Here is a 26,149-nt window from a genome sequence, read left to right as displayed (position 1 = left end):
GAGGCATTTTTATGACTCAGAGGTATCGCGCTCACCGGTGCGGGCCGGGCAGCCGGTCCCAGTAGGGTGGGCGTCGTGCTCCGCCAGGTCACCGCGATCCGCTACGTCACCCCGCTGCGCGAGGGTGGGTCGCTGCCTGGCGTCGTGGAGGCCGACGACCTGGGCACGTACGTGGCGAAGTTCCGAGGCGCCGGCCAGGGGCCCAAGGCGCTGATCGCCGAGGTGATCTGCGGTGAGCTGGCCCGCCGCCTGGAGCTGCGGGTGCCCCCGCTGGTGGTGCTCGACATCGACCCGGTCATCGGGCGGGCCGAGCCCGACCAGGAGGTGCAGGAGCTGCTGCGCAACAGCGGCGGTGCCAACCTGGGGATGGACTTCCTGCCCGGGGCGCTCGGCTTCGACCCGATGGCGCATCCCGTCGACGCGGCGCTGGCCTCCCGGGTGCTCTGGTTCGACGCGTACGTGGAGAACGTCGACCGGAGTTGGCGTAACCCGAACCTGCTGGTCTGGCACCGCGAGCTGTGGTTGATCGACCACGGGGCCTCGCTGTACTTCCACCACAACTGGCCCCGGGCCCAGGCGGCAGTGCACCGGGCCTACCGAGCTGAGGACCACGTGCTCGCCCCGTACGCGTCACTGTTGGCCGAGGCCGACGCCGAGCTGGCCCCCCGGGTCACCCCGGAGCTGCTCACCGAAGTGCTCGCCCTGGTGCCGGCGGACTGGCTGACCGCTGCCGATTTCGAGACGGCCGACGCCGCGCGGGCCGCGTACCTGGAGCACCTGTCCCGCCGGGTCGCCCGCAGGGCCGACTGGCTGCCGCAGGGGAGCGCGGCATGAGGCATCCCTTCGAGTACGCGCTGATCCGGCTGGTGCCCCGCATCGAGCGCGGCGAGCAGATCAACGTCGGGGTGTTGCTCTACTGCCAGCAACGTGACTTCCTGGCGGCGCGCACGCACCTCGACGCCGACCGGGTCCGCGCACTGGCACCCGACGTGGACCTGCCGGCGGTGGCCGCGGTGCTCGACTCCCTGAACCGGACGTGCGCCGGCGACGGGCCGGCGACCCGGATGCGACTCGGCGAGCGGTTCCACTGGCTGGCGGCTCCGCGCAGCACGATGATCCAGACCGGGCCGGTGCACACCGGGCTCACCGCTGACCCGGCGGCCGAGCTGGACCGGCTGATGGCGGCCCTGGTCCACTGAGCGCGTCCGCCATCCGGTGTGAGCACGCTGGACGGCCCCTGATCGCGCTACGCCAGCGTCGTTGGTGGCGGAGCGCGATCCCCCGTTCAGGTGCCCGGTGCGGGGCGGCGGCTGGTTCCCGCCGGCACCGATGGCATCAGGATCGTCGTCGATGTGGGGCGCAGGGCGAAAACCACCGGGAAGTTGCGGAAAAATTGAGCCCTGTCGACCGGTGGGTGGGATCGTCCGGGCGCCGCCGTTAGAGATCGCGCGCGACGGGTAGTCGCGAGAGCTGACCCGAGACGAGATAGGGGAACATCTGATGGCTGCCCAGACCAAGGTAGCGGTGATCTACTACAGCGCCACCGGCATCACGTACCAGATGGCTCAGGCGGCCTGCGAGGCCGCCGGGGAGGCTGGCGCCGAGGTGCGCCTGCGCAAGGTGCGTGAGTTGGCGCCGGACGAGGCGATCCGCTCCAACTCCGGCTGGCAGGCGCACCGTCTGGAGACCCAGGACGTGCCCGAGGCAATGGTCGACGACCTGTCCTGGGCCGACGTGGTGATCATGGGCGCGCCCACCCGGTACGGCATGGTCGCGGCCCAGCTCAAGCAGTTCATCGACACCACTGGCCCGCTGTGGGCGCAGGGCGCGCTGGCCAACAAGGTCTACTCCGCCTTCACCTCCACGGCGACCTCGCACGGCGGGCAGGAGACCACGCTGACCTCGCTCTTCAACGTCTTCTACCACTGGGGCGGTGTAGTGGTCACCCCCGGCTACACCGACACCAGCCAGTTCATCGCCGGCAACCCGTACGGCGCTTCGCACACGAGCAACAACGGGGAGATCGCCCCGGACGCCGTGGCACTCGGCGCCTGTGCGCTCACCGCGCGGCGTGCGGTGCTGCTGGGCACCGCGCTGAAGGCGGGCATGGCCGGCTGACGGCGGAAACGACCGGTGGCGCGGGCGGGGGCTCTCGGCCCGTCCGTGCCACCGGTCGTTCCAGCCCTACCCTCCGGCGGAGCGACTATGCGCGCCCGCCGGTGGTGGACAGCTCGTCGGCGCGCGGTGCCGGCAGCAGATCGGTCAGCAACTCGGTCAGCACGGCGAGCCCGTCCGGGCTGAGCACCGACTCGGGGTGAAACTGCACCCCGGCGAAGCCACGTCCCCGGAGGGCGTGCACGGCCCCGTCACCCGGATCCCGGGCCAACTCCACCGGCCCGTACGCCGTGTCCAGCCGGTCCGCCTCCGCCCGGGCGGTGAACGTCGAGTAGAACCCCACCCGCCGGGTTGTGCCGAACAGCGGCACCTCCCGCTGCAACCCCTGGTAGGGCGCGTCCCTGCGGTGCAGCGGCAGCCCCAACTGACCGGCCAGCACCTGGTGGCCGAGGCAGACGGCGAGGGTGGGTCGGCCGGTCGCCAGCAGCCCGCCCAGCAGCGCCCGCAGCGCCACCATCTTCGGCTCGTCGGTGCTGCCCGGGTCACCCGGCCCGGGACCGGCCACCACCAGGTCGTACCCGTCGACCGAGCCGCTCGCGTGCCACGGTCGGGTGGTCACCGAGAGACCCAACGCGCCCAGCTGGTGGGCCAGCATGCCGGTGAAGGTGTCCTCGGCGTCCACGATCAACGCCTGACGGCCCACCAGCCCGGGCAGCCCGGGTGCGTCCGGTGCCCGCTGGTCCAACCAGAACCGCGCCAGCGGTGCGTTGCGCATGGCCAGCGCGTCGCGTACCGCGGGGTCGTCGGCCAGCCGCGCGACCGGCTCGCTCCCACGGTCGGGCGCCGCCGGCCCGAGGCCGAGGGCGGCCAGCACACCGGCGGCCTTGGCGTGCGTCTCGGCCACCTCGCCGGCTGCCGTCGAGTGCCGGACCAGGGTGGCACCCACCGGGACCCGCAGCCGGCCGGTGGGGGAGATCTCCGCGGTGCGGATCAGGATCGGGGCGTCGAGCGTCTGTCGGCCGGCCTCGTCGTGGCCGAGCAGGGCCAGCACGCCGGAGTAGTAACCGCGGCCCCGGCGCTCGTGTCGGGCGATCACCCGGCAGGCGTTCTCCATCGGGCTGCCCGTCACGGTGGGGGCGAACATCGTCTCGCGCAGCACCTCCCGCACGTCCCGGGTGCCCCGCCCGGCGAGCAGGTACTCGGTGTGTGCCAGGTGCGACATCTCCTTCAGGTACGGGCCGATCACCTGGCCGCCGTGCTCGGCGACGGTGGCCATCATCTTCAGCTCCTCGTCGAGCACCATGTACAGCTCCTCGACCTCCTTCGGGTCGTCGAGGAACCGCAGCAGCGCCTTCCGGTCCGGGGTGTCACCCGCGCGCCGGAAGGTGCCGCTGATCGGGTTCATCATGACCAGGCCGTCGTCGACGCTGACGTGTCGTTCCGGGCTCGCGCCGACCATCGTCCGGGTGCCGGTGTGCACCACGAACGTCCAGTACGCGCCGCGCTCGGCGACCAGCAACCGGCGCAGCGCGGCCAGCGCCGCCATCAGCGGTGGGCCCTGCACGGTGGCGTGCATGGTGCGGTGGATGACGAAGTTGGCGCCCTCGCCGCGGCCGATCTCCTCGGCGAGCACCCGGTGCACGGTCCGTGCGTACTCCTCGTCGGTGATGTCGAAGGCCGCATCGATAGTGCGGACCTGCTCGTCGGGCAGGATGGCCAGGGCGTCGGCCAGGGCGATCCGTCGATGGTCGCGGACCTGGAGGCATTCCAGCGGGGCGCCGTCGTCGACGCAGGCGAAGCCGCGTTCGGAGATCTGCCGGAACGGCACCAGGGCCAGCGTCTGCGCACCGGGTGCGCCCGGCGTCAGCGGGATGTCCGCGAGCCGTTCGACAGTGTCGACCGGGCCGGTGAACAGCTCCAGCTCGTCCGCGCCCTCACGGCGTAGCAGGGCGAAGGGACCGGGGTCGACACCGCTGGCGATGGCGGCGATCAGGTCGGTCAGGTGGGTCAGGTGGGTCATCGAGGTCTCCGTCGGGCTGGGCGCCGCCGTTGAGGCGGCCATCCGGCCGGGAGATCCGGCGGCCGCCTGGAGGGCGGCCGCGTGGATGAAGCTACGCGCGGAGGGTGGCCGCCGGATCGGCGGGCCACCAACTGGTCAGATGCGCGAGCATGTGATCCACCCTACGCGCCCGTTGCCCTGTTCGCACCGGGTAACTTGACCGGCGATGAACATTCTCGCGCTCGATCTGGGTACCTCCTCCGTCCGGGGGTTGGTGCTGGACGGGGACACCCGCCCGCTGCCCGGTGCCCTGGCCCGGCGCAAGGTCGACCTCGCCATCGGCGACGACGGCACCGGCACGCTGTCCGGTCCCGACTATCTCGCCTCCCTGGTCGAGTGCCTGGACGAGTTGGCCGACGCGGGGCACCTGCACGACGTCGGCCTGGTGGCGGTCTCCGCGCAGTGGCACTCGGTGCTCCCGCTGGACCGCGCCGGTGCCCCGATGGGCCCGGTGGTCACCTGGCTGGACACCCGGCCCGCGCCCGTCGGCGGCACGGCGGGGCCGGCCGACCCGGACGGCTTCCACCAACGCACCGGCTGCTGGTGGCACCGCTCGTACTGGTCGATGCGGTTGCCCTGGTTGCGGGAGCAGTCCGGCAGCCCGATCGCCCGGTTCGTCGGTCTGCCCGAGTACGTGCTGGGTGAACTGCTCGACTCGGCGCCCATGTCGATCTCCCAAGCCTCCGGGACCGGCCTGCTGGACCTGCGCACCCTGCGCTGGGACGAGGAGGCGCTGACGCTGGCCGGGGCGCGACCGCAGGACCTGCCGCCCCTCGGGGAGCTGAACTGGCACGGCCGGCTGCGGGCCGACCTGGCCGGCCGTTGGCCGCAGCTGGCGCAGGCCCGGTGGTCACCGCCGGTCGGCGACGGCGGCGCGTCGAACGTCGGTTCGGGCTGCGTCGACCCGAGCCGGGCCGCCGTCACCGTGGGCACCTCCGCGGCCGTACGGCTGATGCAGCGGATCCCGGCCGGCGAGCCGATGCCCCGGCTCCCCGAACGGCTGTGGCGTTACCGGGTCGACCACGACCACGTGGTGACCGGCGCGGCGTACGCCTGCGGAGGCAACCTGTTCGCCTGGGCGGACCGGGAGCTGCGGTTGCCCCGGGGCGCGGAGCTGGACGCGGCGTTGGCGCTGGTGCCGACGGGCGGTGGCCGACCGGCCGACCCCCGCTTCGGTGGCGACCGGGCGCCCGGCCTGGCGCCGGCGGGCAGCGGCGAACTGCGTGGCCTCAGCTTCAGCACCACCTCGGTGGACATCCTGGCCGGGCTGATGCAGGGGCTGTGTGACCTGGTCACAGAGGATCTCGCCGTGCTGGAGTCCACCATCGACAAACCGGTCGGTGTGGTGCTGGGTGGGGGTGCCGTGGCGGCGTCGGTGTGGTGGCGGCAGGCCTTCGCCGCCGCGCTCGCACCGCGGCCGGTGTCGCACCAACGCAACCCGGAGATCGGCGCCACCGGCGCGGCACTGGTGGCACTTGGCCGGTTCGGTGACTCGATCGGCCTCGCCGACATCGGCCGGACGGACGAGCTGGTCCTGCCGACCACGGCAGGACGGTCCCACCCGCAGTATCCTTCCTGAACCTCCGCGTTGCCCGGGCCGTTGACAGCGCTCCCGAGCCTGGTTGGATGGACGGCGCTCCCCGGACCGCGGTGGACGCGGTAGGACGGAGGAGGCAGGGTGGCGGTAGGTCCCGAGCCGGCGAACGGCGCGGTGTCGAACCATCGCCGGCGACGCTTCGACGTCCGAGTGGTGCCGCACCGGCGGCGCTCGCCGTTCCGCCTGCGGGACTGGCGGATGAGCACCAAGCTCGCCACCGTGCTGGTGGTGCCCTCGATGGCGTTCCTGCTGCTCGCCGGTGTGCAGACCAGCGCGCTGGTGGGGCGGACGACGGTGTTGAACGACTTCTCCAGCCAGGTCGGCATCGGCCGGCAGATCACCGCCGCCGTGCACCAGCTCCAGCAGGAGCGCGACCGTTCGGCGGGTGAGTTGGGCGAGCTGCGCAGGGGCGGCGAGCGGGAGACCACGGCGACCGACCTGAAGCCGTTGCAGACCGCCACCGACCGGGCCGTCGCGGACCTGCGCCGGGCCGCCGAGCCGCTGGCCGACGCCGACGCGTCGTGGCGGGTGGCCTTCTCCGAGGCGCTGGAGGCGTACGACCAGGTGGTCGACATCCGTCCGGCCATCCCACCGGCGGTGCTCAGCAGCGAGACCATCCTGAGCAACTACCACCGGGCCATCGGCGCGCTGATCGACCTGCTCGCCGAGCCGACCCCTGGTCAGGACCAGCCGGCTTTGAACGACGCGGTGCTGCGCTACGTCCAACTGGCCCGGGTCAAGGAGCTCTCCTCCCGGGTGCGGGGCCAGCTCTACGCCGCCGCCCGCGCCGGCGGGTACGGCACCGAGGACCGGGTGCTCCTCACCGATCTGCGCGCCCAGCAGCTGACCGCGCTCGGCGCGTTCCGGGTGGCCGCGACGTCCGACCAGATCCGCCGGTACGACGAGACGTCGGTGGCCCCGATGTTCGTGGTCGCCACCCGGCTGGAGGAGCGCAGCCTGCCAGCCGGCGACAAGGCGCCGGAGGTGCTGCCGTCGGAGCAGTGGTGGGGGGCCAGCCAGCAGCGGCAGGAGCTGCTGCGCCAGTTTGAGGCGGGTGTGCTCGACGACGCCGTGCGGCAGGCCGACGACGCCAGCGACGGGCAGTTGCGGGCCACCCTGCTGGTCGTCGGCGGGATCGTCGCGGTCCTGCTGGTCGCTCTGCTGATCTCGTTGCTGGTCGGTCGTTCGGTCGCCCGGTCGATGCGGTTGCTGCGGAGCCAGGCGCTCCGGATCGCCCAGGTCGAGCTGCCGGAGGCGCTGGACCGTCTGAAGACCGTCCGAGGCGGGGTGCCGGACATCGATGTCGCGCCGGCGGTGGTCCGCTCGCTCGATGAGATCGGCGAGCTGGCCGAGGCGTTCGTGGCGGTGCACCGCAGTGCCGTCACTGTCGCCGTCGAGCAGGCGCTCATGCGACGCAACGTCAACGCGATGTTCGTCAACCTGGCCCGCCGGAGCCAGGTCCTGGTGGAGCGCCAACTGGAGCTGCTGGACGACCTGGAACGCGAGGAGAGCGACCCGGACCAGCTGGAGAACCTGTTCAAGCTCGATCACCTGGCCGCTCGTATGCGTCGTAACGACGAGAGCCTGCTGGTGCTCGCCGGCACGGACTCCACCCGTCGGTGGAACCGGCCGGTCGGTCTCGGTGCGGTGCTGCTGGCCGCTGCGGCGGAGATCGAGCAGTACCAGCGGGTCCGGATCGAGGCGGTGGCCGACGTGCACATGGTCGGGCACGCCGTCGGCGAGCTGGTGCACCTGCTGGCCGAGCTGTTGGAGAACGCCACCGCCTTCTCGCGCCCGGACACCAGCGTGGTGGTGACCGCCCGGGTCGACTCCGGGGGTGCGCTGATCGAGATCGCCGACCGTGGCCTGGGCATGAGCCCGACGGCGTTGGCCGAGGCGAACGCGGTGCTGGCCAGCCCTCCGGCCGCGGACGTCGCGGCGGTGGAGCGGATGGGTCTCTTCGTCGTCAGCCACCTGGCGTCCCGGCTGGGCGTACGGGTGCGGTTGGACGACCACCAGGGCGGCCTGGTCGCCCGGCTCGCGTTGCCCGCGGTGTTGCTGGCCCCGGCAGGCTCGGTGGAGTTGGATCCGCCGGCGCCGGCCCGAATGCTGGCGACGAGCGCCGCCCGGGGAGTTGCCCGGCAGCCCGGGGCTGTGCGGGAGGCCGTCGCCTCCGGGCCGCGCGTCGAGGCACGGGACCTGCCGGTGGCCGGTCGGCCACCGGGTGTCGCCGTGCCGCGCCAGGGCCGTCCGGTGCCGGTGCGCGCCGAGGACGTGTTGACCCCGGCCGGCGCTCGCGACAACGGCGGGGGCTGGTGGTCGCGGCAGGATCCGTCCGCGCCGGTCGTGCCCGCGCAGCCGGTGCCACCGGCGATCCCGGTCACCGCCGGTACGAATGAGCGAGGGCTGCCGATGCGGGTGCCGATGGCACAGTTGAGCGCGGTCACCCGCTCGGCACAACCGATGTCGGCACCGCCCCGCACCGATCCGGACCCGGAGGCGGTCGGCGGCATGCTCTCCCGGCTCTACAGCGGAGTGCGGCGCGCCGAGGCCGAGGACACCACCGAGATACCCGTGCCACCGTCCGGGGGGCACGACGAAGGGGGACGACGACAGTGACGACGTTGAGCCAGGAGGCGCGTGACCTGAGCTGGCTGGTGAGCGCGTTCGCGGAGCGGGTGCCGGGCGTGGCGCACGCGGTGGTGGTCTCCTCCGACGGACTGCTCGTGGCGATCTCCGACCACCTGCCACGCGACAACGCGGACAAGCTGGCCGCGGTGACCTCCGGGCTGATGAGCATCACCGCGGGCGCTGCCCAGATGTTCGACGGCGACATCGTCAAGCAGACGGTGGTCGAGATGGGCCGCGGCTACTTCCTGGTGATGCAGGTACGCGACGGTTCGATCCTGGCCACGCTGGCCGCCGGTGACGCGGACATCGGTGTGGTGGGTTACGAGATGGCCCGGCTGGCCAAGCAGGCGGGGGAGATGCTCACCCCGGCGCTGCGGGCGGAGTTGCAGCAGGCGCTGCCCCGCTGACCGACCCCGGCGCTGGGTCCCGGACGGTCACCGGCTCACCGGAGCCGAGCCGTCCAGGCCCGGCTGTCCGGGAGGCGGCCGCTCAGAAACCGCCGTCAGCGATCACGGAGCGGTACCAGGTGGCGCTGCTCTTGAGTACCCGCCGCTGGGTCGGGTAGTCCACGTAGACCAGTCCCCACCGCTGGTCGTACCCCTCGTTCCACTCGAAGTTGTCCAGCAGTGACCAGACGTGGAAGCTCTCCAGCGGCACGCCGGCGGCGATGGCCCGGTGTGCGGCGGCGAGGTGGTCCCGGAGGAAGTTGATCCGACCGGCGTCGTGGACGGTGCCGTCCACGGCCAGCGTGTCCGGTGTGGGCAGCCCGTTCTCGGTCACGGTGAGCGGGATCGGGCCGTAGTCGCGGGTGACCCGGGTCAGGATGTCGTACATGCCGTCGGGGTAGATCTGCTGCCACTCGGCTTCGGAGGTCGCCCAGCGGTGCTCGGTGCCGCCGTCGGCGGTGACGTAGATGGGCGTGTAGTACTGCACGGCCAGCAGGTCGATCGGTGCGGAGATGATTGCCAGGTCGCCGTCGCGGATGCCCTGGACCATCCGGCTCTGCGGGCCCAGGTCGGCCAGCACGTCCTCCGGGTAGCTGCCCTTGAACAGGGAGTCGAGGTAGAGGCGGTTCTCGTAGCCGTCGTAGAGGCGGGAGGCGGCTGCGGCCTGCGGCGAGTCGTCAGCGGGGTAGCAGGGGTGCAGGTTGAGCGCGGGGCCGATCCGGCTGGCGCTGCCGGTGGCGCGCAGCGCGCTGACCGCGAGCCCGTGCGCGAGCTGCAGGTGGTGGGCGACCAGGTAGGCCGCGTCCGGGTCCTGCCGGCCGGGGGCGTGGTGGCCGACGAGGTAGCCGTTCTGCACCACGGTCTTGGGCTCGTTGATGGTGAGCCAGGCCGGCACCCGGTCGCCGAGGGCCTCGAAGACCGCGTCGGCGTAGTCGGCGAAGCGGAGGGCGGTCTCGCGCGACTCCCACCCGTCGGCGTCCTGCAGAGCCTGCGGGAGGTCCCAGTGGAACAGGGTGGCCATCGGGGTGATGCCGCGATCGAGGAGGCCGTCGACGAGGCGGCGGTAGAAGTCGAGCCCGCGCTGGTTGGGTGCGCCGGTGCCGTCGGGCTGGATCCGTGGCCAGGAGATGGAGAAGCGGTAGCTGCGCAGCCCGAGGTCGCGCATGAGGTCGAGGTCCTCGGCGTACCGGTGGTAGTGGTCGGCGGCCACGTCGCCGGTGTCGCCGTTACGGGTGCGCCCTGGGACGCGGCTGAAGGTGTCCCAGACCGACTCGCCGCGCCCATCCTCCTTGGCAGCGCCCTCGATCTGGTACGCGGAGGTGGCCGCGCCCCAGCCGAAGTTGTCCGGGAAGCGCAGCGGGCCGGCGGGCCCAGTAGGTATCGACATGGATTCTCCTCATGGATACGGGGCCACCGCCGAAGGTTCGGGAGCGCTCCCATGATAGGGCAGGCGCGGCCGGCCGGTCATCCGGCCGTCGAGGCGGCCGGTGCTGGCGTGGTGGAGGCGGGTCTGGCCCCGAGCAGCGAACGAGGCCGTCCGGGCGGCGCAACGCGCCTGTCCCGTCGGCCTCTTTTCCTATCGTGTACGGGGGTTTAGTGTGGGGACGGGGGAGGGCAACCCCCGTCCCCACCGTAACTGCACACACACGGGCGAGATTTGGGTCCTGCCGTGCGTGTCGCGCGGGAGCCGGGCCACGCGAGTGGCTCTGGTTCCACCTCCCTCCATGTGGCGGGACGATGGCTGACGACGGCGTCCGGGCTGGCCCGTCGTCGGCCCTCGGTTCTGGTTCACCGGGCCCGTCAGAGACGGCCCCGGCGATCTTCTACTTGGAACCTTGTCGATGGAAGCGCTCCCATCGACCGATGTTGCGACTGTAACGCCCGTCACGCCTTTGTGAAAGACCCAAAACGAGATCGAAACAAGGAGCTGATCCGCCGCCGCGCGCGCTTGTTGTGGGAGCGCTTCCATGGCACACTGTCGATTCGACGCGACAGGAGCCACATCGCGTGAGTGCGGGTCCACCGAGGGCAGCCGGCAGCACCACCTCCGGTCACGGTCACCCGAGCGCAGCCGGCGGGACCCCCTCCCGTGCGGGCCGCACCGCCCTACCCCGGCCGGGCCCGGGGAAGACCACCTTCCCGGCGCCTCGAATCCCCCGCGGACCACCACCCTCGCGGGCAGGCGCCTCGCCGGGGACCATCCCGGCCTGGTCCGAGGAGACACCGCGCACATGAGACAACTGGCAATACGCCGGCGCGTGGCGCTCGCCGCCGCCGCGCTGCTCGCCATCGGCGGGGTGACCCTGCCTGCCGGCGCCGCACAGGCCGCACCCGCCTGCGACGTGGTCTACGCGACCAACGACTGGAACACCGGCTTCACCGCGAACGTCACCATCAAGAACCTGGGTGACCCGGTGAGCAACTGGACGCTCAAGTGGACCTTCCCGACCAGCGGTCAGCGGGTCACCCAGGGCTGGTCGGCCAAGTTCAGCCAGACCGGCAGCGAGGTCACCGCGACCAACGAGTCGTACAACGGCAACCTCGCCACCGGGGCCTCCACCACCATCGGCTTCAACGGCACCCACTCGGGCAGCAACCCGAAGCCCACCTCGTTCACCCTGAACGGGACCCCCTGCAACGGCACCCCGGCCAACCAGCCGCCGACGGTCTCGCTCGGCCTGCCGACCGGGCCGTTCACCGCTCCGGCCGACGTGCCGCTGACCGCCACCGCCAGCGACCCGGACGGGACGATCAGCAAGGTCGAGTTCTACCGCAACGGCCTGCTGATCAACACCGACACCTCCGCCCCGTACGCGTACACCCAGGAGGACCTGCCGGCCGGCAGCTACACCGTCCAGGCCAAGGCGTACGACAACGCCAACGGCATCGGGGTCGACGAGAAGGCGTTCACCGTCGGTGCCGCCACCGGCCCGACGCTGGTCGCCACGCCGTCCGCGGTGAGCGTCGCCGAGGGTGGCACCGCCACCTTCAACCTGAAGCTCAGCGCCGCGCCGACGGCCAACGTGCCGGTCACCCTCACCCGCACCGGCGACACCGATGTCACGGTCTCGCCGGCCACCGCCACGCTGACCCCGAGCAACTGGAGCACCGGAGTCACCGTCACGGTCGCCGCGGCGGAGGACGCCGACACCGCCGGCGGTGCCGCCACCATCACCGCCTCCGCCACCGGGCTCGCCTCGCTGGCGGTCACCGCCACCGAGATCGACAACGACACCCCCGGCGGCGACAACACCTACATCGCGAAGTTCCTCGACCAGTACGGCAAGATCAAGAACTCGGGCTACTTCAGCCCCGAGGGCGTGCCGTACCACTCGGTGGAGACGCTGATCGTCGAGGCGCCCGACCACGGGCACGAGACCACCTCGGAGGCGTTCAGCTTCTGGCTCTGGCTGGAGGCCTACTACGGCAAGGTCACCCAGAACTGGGCGCCGTTCAACAACGCCTGGACGGTGATGGAGAAGTACATCATCCCCACGCACGCCGACCAGCCGACGGCGGGCTCCGCGGGGACGCCGCAGTACGCCGCGGAGTACAACCTGCCCAGCCAGTACCCCTCGGCGCTGAACGCGAACGTCCCGGTCGGACAGGACCCGCTGCGCTCGGAGTTGCAGTCCACCTACGGCACCGGCGACATCTACGGCATGCACTGGCTGATGGACGTCGACAACACCTACGGCTTCGGCCGCTGCGGTGACGGCACCACCAAGCCGGCCTACATCAACACCTTCCAGCGCGGCACCCAGGAGTCGGTGTGGGAAACCGTCCCGCAGCCCTCCTGCGACACCTTCAAGCACGGCGGTCAGTACGGCTACCTCGACCTGTTCGTCAAGGACACCGGCGCCCCCGCCAAGCAGTGGAAGTACACCAACGCCCCGGACGCCGACGCCCGCGCCGTGCAGGCCGCGTACTGGGCGCTGACCTGGGCCAAGGAGCAGAACAAGCAGGCCGACGTAGCGGCCACCATCGCGAAGGCCGCCAAGATGGGTGACTACCTGCGGTACGCGATGTTCGACAAGTACTTCAAGAAGATCGGCAACTGCGTCGGGGCCAGCACCTGCCCCGCCGGCAGCGGCAAGGACTCGGCGCACTACCTGCTGTCCTGGTACTACGCCTGGGGCGGCGCGTACGACGCCAGCCAGAACTGGTCCTGGCGGATCGGCTCCAGCCACAACCACTTCGGCTACCAGAACCCGTTCGCGGCCTGGGCGCTGACCAACACCCCGGAGCTCAAGCCGCAGTCCGCGACCGCGGTCGCCGACTGGACCAAGAGTTTCGAACGGCAGCTGGAGTTCTACACCTGGTTGCAGTCCGCCGAGGGTGGCATCGCCGGTGGCGCCACCAACAGCTGGGACGGCAGCTACGCCCAGCCGCCGGCCGGCACCAGCACCTTCTACGGCATGTTCTACGACGTCGACCCGGTCTACAACGACCCGCCGTCGAACCAGTGGTTCGGTATGCAGGCCTGGTCGATGCAGCGCATCGCCGAGCTGTACCAGCAGACCGGCAACGCGAAGGCCAAGGCGCTGCTGGACAAGTGGGTGCCCTGGGCGATCGCCAACACCACCCTCGGGACCAACTGGTCGATCCCGTCGGACATGGCGTGGACCGGTCAGCCGACCACCTGGAACCCGTCCAACCCGCAGCCCAACACCGGCCTGCACGTCGAGGTCATCAGCAAGGGTCAGGACGTCGGTGTCACCGCCGCCTACGCCCGGATCCTGATCGCGTACGCGGCCAAGTCCGGCAACGTCGCGGCGAAGGACACCGCCAAGGGGCTGCTCGACGCACTGTCGGCCGCCAGCGACGCCAAGGGTGTCTCCACCACCGAGAAGCGTGGCGACTACCGGCGCTTCGACGACGTCTACGACGCGTCCACCGGGCAGGGCCTCTACGTCCCGCCGGGCTGGACCGGGAAGATGCCGAACGGCGACACCATCGCCGCCGGCAAGAGCTTCCTCGACATCCGGTCCTTCTACAAGAACGACCCGGACTGGCCCAAGGTGCAGGCGTACCTGGACGGTGGCCCGGAGCCGAGCTTCAACTACCACCGGTTCTGGGCACAGGCTGACGTCGCCATGGCGTACGCCGACTACGGCAGCCTGTTCCCGAACGGCTGAGGCGACCCGGGGTGGGTGGCGTGGACCGCCCACCCCGGGATCCGCCCGGGTCCGGGGAACGCCGGACCCGGGCCGGCGGACGGCCTGACACCCACGGTCAGGCCGGGGTGGGCCAGCCATCTGGCCGACGCAGCGGATCGGCTGGCCCACCCCACCGCCCGGACTGGAGCCAGCCGCGAAAAAGCCCAGAAATTCGGGCCGTCACGGGATCACGCCGAAGCACACGACGGAGTAACGTACGTCACCGGAGAGGCCGCTCCCCCCGTGGCGGCCTCTCCACTTTTTTGCCCCGCCACCGCCCACTCCAGACCGTCGCCAACCGATCCCCTTCGGGTCAGCGGGGCGGTGCGACCGGGTCCACAGTGACCGGATGACGCAGACCCGGGTGCCCGGCCGGCAACGACCGCCGCAGCACCACCCAGCTCAACGCCAGCGCCGCGGCGACCAGCGGCCAGGTCAGGGCCACCCGGGCCACCACCAGCGCGAGCACCTGCCCGCCCAGGTAGAGCGGCACGAACACCGCGACCCGCAACACGTAGGTCGCCGTCCACACCCAACTGGCCCGGCCGTACCCGCGCAGCAGCGCCGGGTCCCGCCGCCACCGGGCGCGCTGGCCCAGCACCGCCCCGACCAGCACACCGAGCAGCGGCCAGCGCACCACGATGCTGACCGCCCACGCCAACGCGCTGGCGGCGTTGGAGAGCACCTGGAGAAGGAAGAAGTTCTCGGCCCGGCCGGTGCGCACCGCGATCAACGCCGCGACACAGACCGCCAGCAACCCGATCAGCACGGAGCGCGGGCGGTCACCGCGACGCAGCCGTACGCCGGCCACCACCGCGCCCACGGCGAGCGCCGCGCCGACCCCACCCCACAGCGACTCGCCACCCAGCAGCCAGCCCACCGCGAACGCCAGCGGCGGGAGCGTGGCGTCGATGGCGCCGCGTCGCCCGCCCAGCAGATCCGTCAGCGACTCCGGCCGGGCCGGCCCAGGGTCGGCACCCGTCCGCTGGTCAGGGCCGGGTACGGCCCGGCCGCTGTCGCCCTCCGGTGCACCGCCCACCACCGCCTCCTCGTCTCAGGCACAACCTAACCGGCGGCGGTCGGCGGGCCACCGGTCGGTCGGCCACGACCGGCCGCTACGGTGTGCGGATGCGCGCGACGGCACGGGGTTGGACCGCGGTCTGGTTGGTCGTACTGGCCCTCGTCCAGGCGGCCGCCTTCCTCGCCGTCTGGCGGGTGGCCGTGCACACCGAGATCGGTCAGTGGGTGGACACTGTCGCGCTGACCGGCAACCGGATCGGGCAGGACACCATCGACGGACCCGTCAACCGGATCCTCAACGCGATGTCGGTGGTCTCCCTGGTGGCCGCCACCGCGATGATCGGGTTCATCGCGCTGATCCGGGGGCGGATCGCCCTCGCCATCACCGCGACCCTGCTGATCGCCGGGGCGAACGTCTCAACCCAACTCCTGAAGCACGGGCTGAGCCGGCCCGACTTCGGCCTCGACCCGGAGCGCGCCGCGGTGGGCAACAGCCTGCCCAGCGGGCACACCACGGTGGCCGCCTCGGTAGCGATCGCGCTGATGCTCGTCCTGCCCCGCAAGGTGCGAGCGGTCGGCGCCTTCATCGGTGCCGGCTACGCCGCCGTCGCCGGGGTCGCCACCCTCTCCGCCGGTTGGCACCGGCCCAGCGACGCCGTCGCCGCGTACCTCGTGGTGGGTGTCTGGGCGGCGCTGGCCGGGCTGGTCCTGCTCGTCTTCCAGCGGGAGCAGGCCGAGGTCGCGCCCGGCGACGCGCACCGGGTCGCCGCGCTGGTGCTCGGGGTGGGCGGTGTGCTCGCCCTGGTCGCCTGTGGGCTGGCCCTGGCCTGGCTGATCGAGCTGCGGGACACCGGCCCGGACGAGCTGAGCCGGCGCCCACTGTTCATCGGGTACGCGGGCAGCGCGGCCGGGATCGCCGGCACGATGGCGGTGGTGATGGCGCTGGCGCTCACCGTCGTGCACCGGCTGGTGCCTCGGGTCAAGGGCTGAGCCGGCCGATGGACCCGGTCCGCGCGGCGTTCTCCGTCGAGTGCGCGCGGCTCACCGAGATCCTGGCCGAGCTGGTCGACGCCGACCTCGACCGTCCCACCGACTGCCCGCCCTGGACCGTCCGGGAACTGATCGCGCACGTACACACCGGCGTCGGCCGGCTGACCGGCATGCTCGCCGCACCGGCCCCGCCGCGCGCCGAGGTGGACGCCGCCGGCTACTTCGGTGGGGCGAAGTTCACCCCGCAGGTGGACGCCGACCGGATCGACGGCGGGCGGCGCGACGCCGCGCAGGTGGACCGCGCGGGGCTGGCGAGCGCGTTCGACCGAGCCTGGCGGGCCACCGACGCGGCGGTCGCCGCCGCACCGCCGGACCGGGTGGTGCGAACCCGCCACGGCGACACGATGCGTCTCACCGAGTTCCTACGGACCCGGGTCGTCGAGGTGGGCGTGCACGGTCTGGACCTGGCCGCGGCGCTGGGCCGGCCGCCGTGGCTCACCCCGCCGGCAGCCGCGGTGATCGCCGACCTGCTCACCGGCGGACGCCCGGTGCCGGCCGAACTGGGTTGGGACCGGTTGACCCTGATCCGCAAGACCACCGGCCGGGTGGCGCTGACCGCACCGGAACGGGCCGCGGTCGACGCGGCAGGCTTCCGCTGGCTCGCCTTCGGTCGCTGACCCGGTCAGCTCGCGGAGCGGGGCGCGGGGACGTGCGGGGCGACGCCGCGCAGGTGCGTCAGGACGACCGGGTCGATCCGCCCCGGCACCAGCCGCTCCTCCAGGTTCTCCAGCCCCGCCCAGGAGACCAACGCCGCCTCCGTCCCGTCGTCGGTCACCGGGTGGCCCAGCGCCGTGAGCAACGCCGCCACCTCCTCGGCCACCGCGCCGCTGAGGTCGAGCAGGGTGGCCGGGTCCGGACGGCTGAACAGCATGGTGTGCACGGCGAGCAGTCGACCCAGCTCGGTGACCGGATCAGGGTGGTCGTCCACGCGAAGGTCGACCACCACGTCGCTGGTGCCGCCGTACCCGCCGCCTCGCTCGACCACCAGCAGACCGGCGCTCTGCCTGCCCCGCCGGTCACCGCCGGCCTGGTCGCCGGCCCGCAACGCGGCCACCAACCGCTCGGCGAACGGCAGCGTCGACCCGGCCAGCCAGGCGTCGCCGAGCGCGTCGACGACCTCCGGGCCGGTGAGCACGTTGCCCTGCGCGGCCCAGCCGTCGCCGGTGCGCCCGCCAGCCCACGGATGGCAGGCCGGCCCGGTCCAACTCGCGCCCGCACCGCTGGCCCCCACGACGCCGAGCTGGCGGTGCTCCCGCTCCGGGTCGGCGGCGACCAGCCCGGCCACCACGTCGGCGGCGGCCACACCGGTACGCAGCAGGGTGAGGCCCTGGGGGCGGTACGCCAGGTTGACGTGCGCCTGGGTGGCCAGTGCGCCGACCTCGGCGGCGGCGGCCGGCACCAGCGCCCCGGCGGCGAGGAACTTGCTGGCGACGGCGACGCCGTGCAGGCGGCCGTCGGCGGAACGGGCGACGAGCGAGAAGGTCACCCGCCGAGACTATCCGGCCTCGGCGGCTTGACATCCCCGTGTGTCGATGGGTCAGAACGGTGGTGCGGCGGCCTCCGGCGGGGCGCCTCGTGCCCGGCGGGCGTCGATCACCGCGACCGTCGCCAACACCACCACCCCGACCGCCGTGGCGATCACACCGGGCAGGTGCAGCAGAGGCACCGACGCCGCCACCAGCACGGTGAGGGCGATCCACCGGGACGGGGAGACCCGCCCGAACACCTCGTACTCCAGGCGGGCCCGGCCGGCCAGGAACAGCGCCGGCCCACCGAGCACCATGGCCAGCCACGCTCCCGGGATCCGCTCCAACGGATGCTCGATGATCAGCTCGTAGCCGATCGCGGTGGCGGCCAGACCGATCACCATCAGCAGGTGGGTGTCGGCCGCCGAGCGGCCGATGTTGGCGGGGTGTCGGGACTTCACCACCGCCTCGCCCAGGATCCGCCCCGCCCGCTGGACGTAGATCCGCCACAGCAGGATCGAGGTCGCCAGCGCCAGTGCGAACGCCCACACGTGTCCCGCCTCGTACGACCCCGCGCTGTACGCGAAACCCGCCACCAGGATGGTCTCGCCCAGCGCGACGAGGAAGAACTGCTGGTACCGCTCGGCCAGGTGTTCCCCGGCGATCTCCCACTTGGAGATCGTCGAGCGGCCCAGCCCCGGCACGGGCCAGCCACAACGGGCGGCCAGGTACTCGATGACGAGCGCCGCCGACCACAGCACCACCTGCGCGTTGGTGGTCAACATCGCACCACCGATCCAGAACATCCCGCTGAAAGCGAACACGACCGCCATGCGCACCTTCAAGCGGCGGTACAGGTGCGCTCCCAACGCGATCGACAGGATCAACGGCCGGGTCACCTGCGCGATCACGTACGCCACCGCGAACATCAGCGCCGTCTCGCTGAACGCCCGGGGAATCGCCACCCCCATCACCATGCTGCACACCAACGCGGTGATCACCACGGTCTGCAGGGGCACCTTGTACGGGTCGTAGCGGCTGGTAGTCCACGCGGTGCCCTGCCAGACCGCCCAGAGCGCGAGAAGCAACAGCAGTGTCTTGCCGCCGCCGGTGACCGCGCCCCAGCCGTGCTCCCGACCCGGATCCTGGGTCAGGTCCTCGAACGCGCGTGCCGAGATCCGGGTGAGTGCGAAGACGTACACCAGGTCGAAGAAGAGTTCCAGGAAGGTGGCCCGGCCGGGATTGGTCGCCGCAGGGACCGGCTCCAGGCGTCCCGCTGCCCTGGAACCCATGGTCAGCGGCCTGCGCCGTTGGTTCGGTCCACCTCGAAGTCGTAGCACCATCGGCGGTGGGCACGGCCGGGAACCGGCGATTCTGCCCAGTACGGGGATCTTGCTCGCGTGCCCCGTCAACAGGCACGATCGACCGGTGACGAATCGATGGGGCATGACGGTGCCGCTGGGCGGCATTCCGCTGGCCGACCACGCCGCGGTCTACGCGACGCTCGACCGGGCCGGGTTCACCGACGTCTGGTCGTCCGAGGTCGCCGGGGCCGACGCGTTCACCCCGCTTGCCCTCGCCGCCGCCTGGCAACCTCGGCTGCGGCTCGGCACCGCCATCACGCCGGTCTTCACCCGGGGCCCCGGGCTGCTGGCGATGAGCGCGGCGGCGTTGGCCGAGGCCGCGCCGGGTCGGTTCTCGCTCGGCATCGGCGCGTCCTCGCCGGTGCTCGTACGGGACTGGAACGCGGTGCGGTTCGACGAGCCGTTCCGGCGCACCCGCGACGTTCTGCGTTTCCTGCGCGCCGCGCTGCGCGGCGAGACCGTCGACGAGGTCTACGAGACGTTCACCGTGCGCCGCTTCACGCTGGAACGACCACCGGCCGTGCCGCCGCCGATCCTGCTCGCCGCGCTGCGCCCGGGGATGCTGCGGCTGGCCGGCGCGGAGGCCGACGGGGTCATCCTCAACTGGCTCAGCGCCGACGACGTGCCGCGTGCCCTCGCCGAGCTGGGCGAGCGGCGCGCCGGCTTCGAGGTCGCCGCGCGGATCTTCGTCTGCCCCACCGAGGACGCCGCGTACGCCCGCGCGCTGGGCCGCCGGCTGATCACCAGCTATCTCACCGTTCCCGCGTACGCCGAGTTCCACCGCTGGCTCGGCCGCGACGAGGCGCTCGCGCCGATGTGGGAGGCTTGGGCCGCCGGTGACCGGCGTGGCGCCAGCGCGGCGGTGCCGGACGACGTGGTCGACGCCCTGGTGCTGCACGGCTCGCCGGAGTGGTGCCGCGCCCAGGTGCGCCGCTACGCCGACGCGGGCGTGGACGTACCGATCTTCGCGCTGCTGCCCACCCCCGAGGTGACCGCCGGCGGCGCGAGCGCGCTGACCACCCTCATCGCCCAGCTGGGCACCGACCCTGTAGGAGCGTCCGCGTGAACCTCACCGACCGGATCGTGGTGGTCACCGGCGGCGCCGGCGGAATCGGGGCCGCGCTGTCGCGCCGCTTCGCCGCGGAGGGGGCCGCCGCCGTGGTGGTCGCCGACCTGGACGCCGACGCGGCGGACGCGGTGGCTGAGGCCATCGGCCCGATCGCGCATCCCATCGCCCTCGACGTCACCGACGAGGAGCAGGTACGCGAGCTGGTCGCCGACACCGAGGAGCGCTACGGCCGGATCGACCTGTTCTGCGCCAACGCGGGGGTGACCACCGGCGGGGGAGTGGAGGTCGACGACGCAGGCTGGGACCGGGCGTGGCGTGTCAACGTGCTCGCCCACGTCTACTCGGCCCGTGCGGTGCTGCCCGGGATGCTCGCCCGGGGCGGTGGGCATCTGATGCACACCTGCTCGGCGGCGGGCGTGCTGACGGCGGTGGGCGACGCCGCGTACACCGCGACGAAGCACGCCTCGGTGGGGTTCGCGGAGTGGCTGGCCATCACCTACCGGGACCGCGGCATCCGGGTCAGCGCGCTCTGCCCGCAGGGCGTGGATACCCCGATGCTCGCCGGAGGGATCGTCGAGGGCCACCTCGGCGCCCGGGTGATCGCCGCGTCCGGCGCGGTGCTCACCCCGGACCAGGTCGCCGACGCGGCCATCGCAGGGTTGGCCGAGGAACGTTTCCTGATCCTGCCGCACCCGGAGGTCGCCGACTATGCCCGCCGCCGCGCCGAGGACCCGGACGGTTGGCAGGCCGGTATGCGCAAACTCATCCGCCGCCTGACGGCCTGAAGGCTTGAGGGCTTGGCCGCCTGAGGGCTTGGCCGCCGTCAGCGCGGTGGGACGCGTCCGGCGGCCAGGAGGTGCGCGCTCGATCCGAGCAGCGTCGGCTCGGTGCTGTAGAGCCGGGCCAGATCCAACGCCGCGGCGAAGACCGCGTCCTGTGCCGGCCCACCGGCCGCCGCCTCCGCCGCCGGCCACGCCGGGCCCTCCACCCCGTGTACGACGACATCGGTCAGCCCCGCCGCCGTGCACTCGTCGGTGATCTCCTCGACCCGGTGGAAGTAGGCATGGGTGAAGCCGATCCGCGGATCGTTGGTGCCGTCGGTCAGCAGGGCCCTGGCCTCGTCGAGCAGTCGCTCGTCGAGGCGTCCGGTGGCGGCGAAGTCCAGCGGACCGGCGAAACGGGAGATGACAGCGGCCACGACGTGACCACCGGGACGCGTGACCCGGACGGCCTCCCGCAGCGCCCGTAGCCGGTCGGCGCGGTGCACCAGGTGGTAGAGGGGACCCAGGAGCAGCGCCGCGTCGTATCCGCCGTCGGCGTCGGGGAGCGCACGCGCGTCGGCGACCCGCGCCTCGATGGGAGGCTGCCCACTGCGCGCCTGCTCCACGTGGCTCGGCACGAGGTCGACGAGGCGGACCTCGTAGCCGTCGACGGCGAGGGCCCTCGCGTACTCGCCGGTGCCCCCACCGATGTCGAGGACACGGGCACCCGGGCCGGGCAGGAGGTCCCGCAGGAGCTGCATCGTGCGGGTCCACTCCAGTCGTGCCTGCGGGCGGGCGGACAGCCGCTGGTCCTCGCGGTAGCGCAGGGTGTAGTAGTCGACGATCTCGCTCGTGTGCTGGTCCACCCCCTGATGCTCACCGGCGCGCGGACGAACCGCCAGCGGGTTTCGGCTCCAGCGCCATGGTTCATCCCCCGGCTGCGGGAGCGCATTCACCTCCGCCGGGGAAGAGGAGTGCGTCCATCGCCACCGATCATCGGTTCATGGATGTCAGTGGCTGGTCGTCAGGTTCCGGTTTTCGCGGGGACCGGTACGGCCACGAGCACGGAGTGCCGACCGCCGGAGCGGCCGACCCGACCACGGTGGGCGGCGGCCGGCGTCGTCGGTGCGACGGCCAGCCGTTCGGCGTGAGTCGCCGGCCGGACCAACCATGGCCCACGCCTCGACGACCTTGACCTTCGACGATCGGAGCGCTCATGAAGCACGCTGACCCTGGCCCTGAATGGGCTGCCGCCCCCTCACCCTGGGCGGTCTGGGCCGCCTACGCCGTCCCGCTCTGCGTCCTGCCGTCCGCGATCTGGCGACTGTCCCTCGTGTTCACCGACAATTCGGCCACCACCTGGTACATGGTCTGCCTGTCCGTCCTGTCGATGGGGTTGGCCCTGTCGACACTCGGGCTGGTGTACCGCTGGGGGCAACGGGTGCCGCACTGGGTGCCGCTGCTCGGGAGGCGTTCGATCCCGGCCCGCCCGGTCGTGCTCGTCGCGCTGATCGGCGGTTCGCTGCTCGTTGCCGTCTGCCTGTATCTGTTGCTGAACAGCATGTTCCATGTCGTGGACCGCGGCTGGGTGGGGATAGGGCGCGACGAACCGGCACATCCGGCTCCGGGCTGGGAGGTGCTGCGGTACTACGCCCCGCTGGTCGCCTGGGGTCCCCTCGTCATAGCCGTGGCCGTCGACTACGGCCGCCGCGCCCTGCGCCGATCCCCCAACCCGCCACCGACGATCAAGAGGTTCGCGTCAGGAACGGGCCCCGAAATGACGCAAACCTCTTGATCACCGTGGGAGGCCGGGGCCGGGGCCGGCCGGGGTGGGGGTGGGGGTGGGGGACTAGTTGGGCTGGCGGGACTGGCGGGCTCGGTGGAGGGGGGACGGGTGGATGGACCAGAGCAGGCGGCGCCACCAGGGGCGGGCCGAGCGCAGGTTGGCGACGTAGGCCGTGGCCACGTCGGCGGCGCGGGCCGCCTGGTCGGCCGCCGCGGCGTCCGGGGCGAAGCCCACCCGATTGAGCAGCGCCGCCAGCTCGTCGACGGCCGGCTCGTCGCCGCTGTCGGTTGGGCCGTCGCCGGTGGCGGTGCTGTCGGTCGCGTTGCCTCCGCTCGCTCTTGCTCGGGCTTCGGCGAGGGCCTGGCGGGCGTGCCGGGCCACCTCGGTGGCGGCCAGGTCGTCGCCGACCGGTCGACCGGCCAGCCGGAGCGCGTCGGTGACCTCCCGCCAGGCGCCGGCGATGCGTTGACCGGGGTCACCCTGGACGAGCCGGGTACGGGTGAGCGAGCGGCGCATCGCCAGCAGGGTGAGCAGCAGCGCCCCCACCAGCAGCAGCAGGCCACCGCTGCCGGCGCCGACGAGCACCACTGTGGACGGCCGGCCAGAGGTGGGCGGCCCGTTCGGGGCGGCTACCGGCTCCGGCGAGGCGCTCGGCTCCACAGTGGGTGCCGGCACCTCCGACGGTGGCGAGTCCTCCGGTGTCGGCCGGAAATCCTCCTCGACCGGCCTCGGCTCGCTCTTCGGACGCGGCAGCGGGTCGAACGACACCCACCCCAACCCGTCGAAGAGCACCTCGGGCCACGCGTACGCGTCACCGGCCAGCACCGGCCCCTGCCCACCGGCGCGGAAACCCACCACTACCCGGGTCGGCAGCCCGGAGAGCCGACCCAGCACCGCGAACGCCGCCGCGAACTGCTCCGAGGTGCCCTCCTGCCCGCCGCCGTTACGCGGCCCGAAGAGGAAGAAACTCAGATTCGGGTACGCGTGCCCGCTCGGTGCGTCCGCCGCCACCCGGTAGTGCTCGGCCAGGAACTGCTCGATCGCCAAAGCCCGCGCGAACGGCGCCCCGTTCTCCTCGGCGAGTTGCGCGGCCAGCCGGCGCATCGGGTCGGGCACCCCGTCGGCGACCCGCAGCACACGGGCCACCTCATCGCCGGCGGGCACGTTCGCGCTGGCCAACAGGTTCGAGTCGGGGTGTTCCTCGGCAGAGGTCACCGCGTACCGCAGCCCCGGCGTCAGCCCCTCCGGCCGGATCAGCGTCCCGCTCGCCGGGTCGTACGCCACCCGTGCGCCACTGACCTCCTGAGGCGTCGCCACGGCGGGCAGCAGCCGACCGCTCAACTCCGCCACGGTGATCTGCTGACGGACCGTTCCCACAGTGCTGTCCCGGGGTGGCGTGGCAGCCGGCAGGATTCGGCCAGCGTTGCGGTACGTCGCGCCGACCCGCCAGGTCACCCCGTCGTAGTCGCTGAGCACCGCCAACCGGATGCGCACACCGCCACCGGTGTCCGCCGGCCCCGAGGAGGCGCCCGGCTCCGGCTCCGGCTCCGGCGAGGCGTCGTCGGACGGCGGAACCGGCGCGCCGGAGCGTTCCGTGCTCACGTCGAGGAGCTTCTGCTCCGGGTGCAGCGCCCAGCCGGAGATCCGGATCAGCGGGTTCTCGTCGAGCGTCTGCACCTGCGGCGGCTCCACGTACCGGCGCGGGTCCACCGGCCGGCCGTCGACCTGACCGGCGACGACCGGGCCGAGCACCGCGACCGACCCGACCACCAGGGCCACCCCGAGCGCCGCGCTGGCGGCCAGCCGAAGCCGCACCGCCGCGCGTACCCGGGGAGTCAGGCTGGCGGCGGGATCTTCGCCGGCCGTTGCCGTGCTGGGCGGGCTCGCCAGGCCGAGCGCCGCGACCGCGACGAACGCCACCGTCGCCCCGACCGCCGGTTCGGCGTTCGGGCCGACGGCGTAGAGGGCGGCGGCGTAGAGCCCGGCCGGCGGCAGGTAACCCAGCAGCACCCGGCCGGCGCGCAGCGCCACCTCCGCTCCGGCCAGCCCGGCCAGCCAGGCGGCGACGACGGGCACGAGCACGGTGTCCGGTGCGGGCTCCACCGGAATCATCGCGGTGAGCAGCCGCGGGATGCCGTTGCGAGCGGCGTCGGCGGTGACCTCCAGCAGGCCACCAGGAAGCTCGGCGTGGTTGGCGGCCAGCCGCAGCGACCAGAGCGTCCAACCGGCCATCGCGGCCACCGACAGCGGCGCCACCAGCCAGGACGGCAGCCGCCGGGTGGCGACACTGACCAGCACCGAACCGACCGCCGCGCCGATGACCAGCCGGGTCAGCAGGTCACCCGCGTATACCCGGCCCAGCACCACCCCGGCGAGCGCGGTCAACCCGATCAGCGCCACCGGGACAGCGGCCGCCCGCAGCACCCGCACGACGCGCGTCACCACCGGCGTACCCCGTCCCACTCGGCGGCGAACTGCGCGCCGTCCGCCGCGTCGACCACCACCAGGCCGGCCGCGCCCGGCGGCGTCGGCTCGGCCGCGCCGAACACCCCGACCACCACCGAGGGGTACGCCCCCCGCAGCGCCCCCACGTGCCCCAACTCGCCCCGGCCACCCGGGCCGGTCAGGAAGATCAGCGTGTCGCCGAGCCGGTCCTGACGCAGCCGGGTGGTGGCCGCGCGGACCGCGTCGTCGTCGCTCGACAACTCGGCGGCGGCGAGCCGGTCCAACGGCCCGGCCGCGCCGCCCCCGTCCACCTCACCGCCGGATGTCACCGGCGCGGGCGGCTCCGCGGCGGCGAACAGCAACACCACCGGCAGGTCCTCGCGGTGCGCGGCGGTGACGATCGACGCCGCTGCCTCGCAGGCCGACTCGAACGACTCCACCACCCCACCCACCCGCTCCGGATGGGCGGTGGCGCGATTGTCCAGCAGGACGACCAGGCGGGGCAGGCTGGTGTCCACGTTCTCCCGCACCATCAGCTCACCCACCCGGGCGCTGGTCCGCCAGTGCACCCGGCGCAGCTCGTCACCCACCACGTACTCCCGCAGCGAGTCGAACGTGATCGACCCGTGGGGGACCCCGTCCACCCGGCCGTCGAGGCTGCGCCCCGCGCCGGTGGGCACCGCCGTCAGCGGGTGGACCCGGGGGTACACCCAGACCGGCACCGTCGCGCCGTACGTGCGGGCCAGCGCCACCAACCCCAGCGGGTCGCGTCGGGTCACCCGCAGCGGCCCGACCGGCACCACCCCACGTCGGTGTGTCGGCACGTCGTAGCGGACCTCGGTGTCCCGGCCCGGACGCAGGCGCAGCACCGGCACCGGCACGGTGCGGTCCCCGCACCGGTCCTCGGCCAGCAGGTTCGCCGACCGCAACCGGCCGGAGTTGCGCACTGTCAACGTCATGCTCGCCGGCTCTCCGCGCGCCACCCGATCCGGGTCGGCCAGGCGGGTCACCGTCAACCGAGGCCGCCAGGCCGCGACCAGTGCGGCGTAGCCGACGGCCGCGCCGGCCGCCGCGCCGAGCAACGACAATTCGGGGTACGCGAACCGGAAACCCACCCCCAGCAGGACGACGGCGGCGACGAGCAGCCCGACCCCGCGGGCGGTGATCCCCATGCCGCTGCT

At 72.8% G+C, this 26,149-nt stretch carries 20 protein-coding genes; 12 read left to right on the top strand and 8 right to left on the bottom strand.

The features are described 5' to 3' along the window. Positions 1-75: 75 nt before the first annotated feature. From CLT68_RS28445 to wrbA, 3 genes are all read left to right on the top strand, one after another. On the top strand, positions 76-834 hold the full coding sequence (locus CLT68_RS28445; protein WP_088951884.1) for a HipA family kinase: 759 nt from the start codon (positions 76-78) through the stop codon (positions 832-834). Then, positions 831-1,199, top strand: a complete 369-nt coding sequence (locus tag CLT68_RS28440; RefSeq protein ID WP_088949115.1) for a DUF3037 domain-containing protein — start codon at positions 831-833, stop codon at positions 1,197-1,199. The genes CLT68_RS28445 and CLT68_RS28440 overlap by 4 nt, the downstream gene beginning before the upstream one ends. Positions 1,200-1,500: 301 nt before the next feature. Further along, complete coding sequence (gene wrbA, locus CLT68_RS28435) at positions 1,501-2,118, top strand: NAD(P)H:quinone oxidoreductase (RefSeq protein WP_088949114.1); 618 nt, start codon at positions 1,501-1,503, stop codon at positions 2,116-2,118. An 85-nt stretch (positions 2,119-2,203) separates the two neighbouring features. Here the strand turns inward: wrbA and CLT68_RS28430 are convergent, their stop codons facing one another. Further along, positions 2,204-4,126 (bottom strand): anthranilate synthase family protein, encoded by a 1,923-nt coding sequence (locus CLT68_RS28430; RefSeq protein ID WP_099857756.1) that lies wholly within the window; start codon positions 4,124-4,126, stop codon positions 2,204-2,206. A 214-nt stretch (positions 4,127-4,340) separates the two neighbouring features. Between CLT68_RS28430 and CLT68_RS28425 the strand changes: the two genes are divergently transcribed. From CLT68_RS28425 to CLT68_RS28415, 3 genes are all read left to right on the top strand, one after another. Continuing rightward, positions 4,341-5,753, top strand: a complete 1,413-nt coding sequence (locus tag CLT68_RS28425) for an FGGY family carbohydrate kinase (protein WP_099855578.1) — start codon at positions 4,341-4,343, stop codon at positions 5,751-5,753. 99 nt (positions 5,754-5,852) lie between these two features. Next, entirely contained in the window at positions 5,853-8,390 is a 2,538-nt protein-coding gene (locus CLT68_RS28420; RefSeq protein WP_199177172.1) for a nitrate- and nitrite sensing domain-containing protein, read from the top strand. Next, on the top strand, positions 8,387-8,809 hold the full coding sequence (locus CLT68_RS28415) for a roadblock/LC7 domain-containing protein (protein ID WP_039906528.1): 423 nt from the start codon (positions 8,387-8,389) through the stop codon (positions 8,807-8,809). The genes CLT68_RS28420 and CLT68_RS28415 overlap by 4 nt, the downstream gene beginning before the upstream one ends. Positions 8,810-8,891: 82 nt before the next feature. Here the strand turns inward: CLT68_RS28415 and CLT68_RS28410 are convergent, their stop codons facing one another. Continuing rightward, entirely contained in the window at positions 8,892-10,235 is a 1,344-nt protein-coding gene (locus tag CLT68_RS28410) for a GH1 family beta-glucosidase (protein ID WP_099855576.1), read from the bottom strand. An 844-nt stretch (positions 10,236-11,079) separates the two neighbouring features. On the opposite strand from CLT68_RS28410, the gene CLT68_RS28405 reads away from it, so the two are divergent. Further along, the gene (locus CLT68_RS28405; RefSeq protein ID WP_099855573.1) at positions 11,080-13,986 is read left to right on the top strand and encodes a glycoside hydrolase family 48 protein; all 2,907 of its coding nucleotides are present in this window, start codon (positions 11,080-11,082) and stop codon (positions 13,984-13,986) included. Between the two features lie 334 nt (positions 13,987-14,320). Here the strand turns inward: CLT68_RS28405 and CLT68_RS28400 are convergent, their stop codons facing one another. Next, the gene (locus CLT68_RS28400; RefSeq protein ID WP_185755509.1) at positions 14,321-14,944 is read right to left on the bottom strand and encodes a DUF3159 domain-containing protein; all 624 of its coding nucleotides are present in this window, start codon (positions 14,942-14,944) and stop codon (positions 14,321-14,323) included. Positions 14,945-15,129: 185 nt separating this feature from the next. Here CLT68_RS28400 and CLT68_RS28395 point away from each other — a divergent pair, with 185 nt between their 5' ends. Then, a complete protein-coding gene (locus CLT68_RS28395) occupies positions 15,130-16,017 on the top strand; it encodes a phosphatase PAP2 family protein (RefSeq protein ID WP_199177171.1) in 888 nt (295 codons plus the stop codon). A gap of 8 nt (positions 16,018-16,025) precedes the next feature. After that, positions 16,026-16,694 carry a maleylpyruvate isomerase N-terminal domain-containing protein gene (locus CLT68_RS28390; RefSeq protein WP_099855569.1) on the top strand — a complete coding sequence of 223 codons (669 nt, stop codon included), beginning with the start codon at positions 16,026-16,028 and terminating at the stop codon, positions 16,692-16,694. Between the two features lie 5 nt (positions 16,695-16,699). Here CLT68_RS28390 and CLT68_RS28385 read toward each other — a convergent pair whose 3' ends face one another. Next, entirely contained in the window at positions 16,700-17,563 is an 864-nt protein-coding gene (locus CLT68_RS28385; RefSeq protein ID WP_099855566.1) for a DUF1028 domain-containing protein, read from the bottom strand. A 51-nt stretch (positions 17,564-17,614) separates the two neighbouring features. Beyond that, complete coding sequence (locus tag CLT68_RS28380) at positions 17,615-18,835, bottom strand: low temperature requirement protein A (protein WP_099855563.1); 1,221 nt, start codon at positions 18,833-18,835, stop codon at positions 17,615-17,617. Between the two features lie 154 nt (positions 18,836-18,989). Here CLT68_RS28380 and CLT68_RS28375 point away from each other — a divergent pair, with 154 nt between their 5' ends. Together CLT68_RS28375 and CLT68_RS28370 are read left to right on the top strand one after the other, a co-directional pair. Further along, positions 18,990-19,973: an LLM class F420-dependent oxidoreductase gene (locus CLT68_RS28375; RefSeq protein WP_099855560.1), complete on the top strand. Its 984-nt coding sequence runs from the start codon at positions 18,990-18,992 to the stop codon at positions 19,971-19,973. Beyond that, positions 19,970-20,761 (top strand): SDR family oxidoreductase, encoded by a 792-nt coding sequence (locus CLT68_RS28370; protein WP_099855557.1) that lies wholly within the window; start codon positions 19,970-19,972, stop codon positions 20,759-20,761. The genes CLT68_RS28375 and CLT68_RS28370 overlap by 4 nt, the downstream gene beginning before the upstream one ends. 38 nt (positions 20,762-20,799) lie before the next feature. Here the strand turns inward: CLT68_RS28370 and CLT68_RS28365 are convergent, their stop codons facing one another. Continuing rightward, positions 20,800-21,603 (bottom strand): class I SAM-dependent methyltransferase, encoded by an 804-nt coding sequence (locus tag CLT68_RS28365; protein WP_099855555.1) that lies wholly within the window; start codon positions 21,601-21,603, stop codon positions 20,800-20,802. A gap of 350 nt (positions 21,604-21,953) precedes the next feature. Between CLT68_RS28365 and CLT68_RS28360 the strand changes: the two genes are divergently transcribed. Then, positions 21,954-22,532 carry a hypothetical protein gene (locus tag CLT68_RS28360; RefSeq protein WP_099855552.1) on the top strand — a complete coding sequence of 193 codons (579 nt, stop codon included), beginning with the start codon at positions 21,954-21,956 and terminating at the stop codon, positions 22,530-22,532. A 54-nt stretch (positions 22,533-22,586) separates the two neighbouring features. On the opposite strand, the gene CLT68_RS28355 is transcribed toward CLT68_RS28360, so the two are convergent. Both CLT68_RS28355 and CLT68_RS28350 read right to left on the bottom strand, forming a co-directional pair. Next, the gene (locus tag CLT68_RS28355) at positions 22,587-24,968 is read right to left on the bottom strand and encodes a transglutaminase TgpA family protein (protein WP_486482359.1); all 2,382 of its coding nucleotides are present in this window, start codon (positions 24,966-24,968) and stop codon (positions 22,587-22,589) included. Further along, positions 24,962-26,140 carry a DUF58 domain-containing protein gene (locus CLT68_RS28350; RefSeq protein WP_099855547.1) on the bottom strand — a complete coding sequence of 393 codons (1,179 nt, stop codon included), beginning with the start codon at positions 26,138-26,140 and terminating at the stop codon, positions 24,962-24,964. The genes CLT68_RS28355 and CLT68_RS28350 overlap by 7 nt, the downstream gene beginning before the upstream one ends. Positions 26,141-26,149: the final 9 nt, after the last annotated feature.

The sequence above is a fragment of the Micromonospora sp. CNZ299 genome (assembly GCF_002754415.1).
This window is presented reverse-complemented; position numbering and strand designations above follow the sequence as displayed.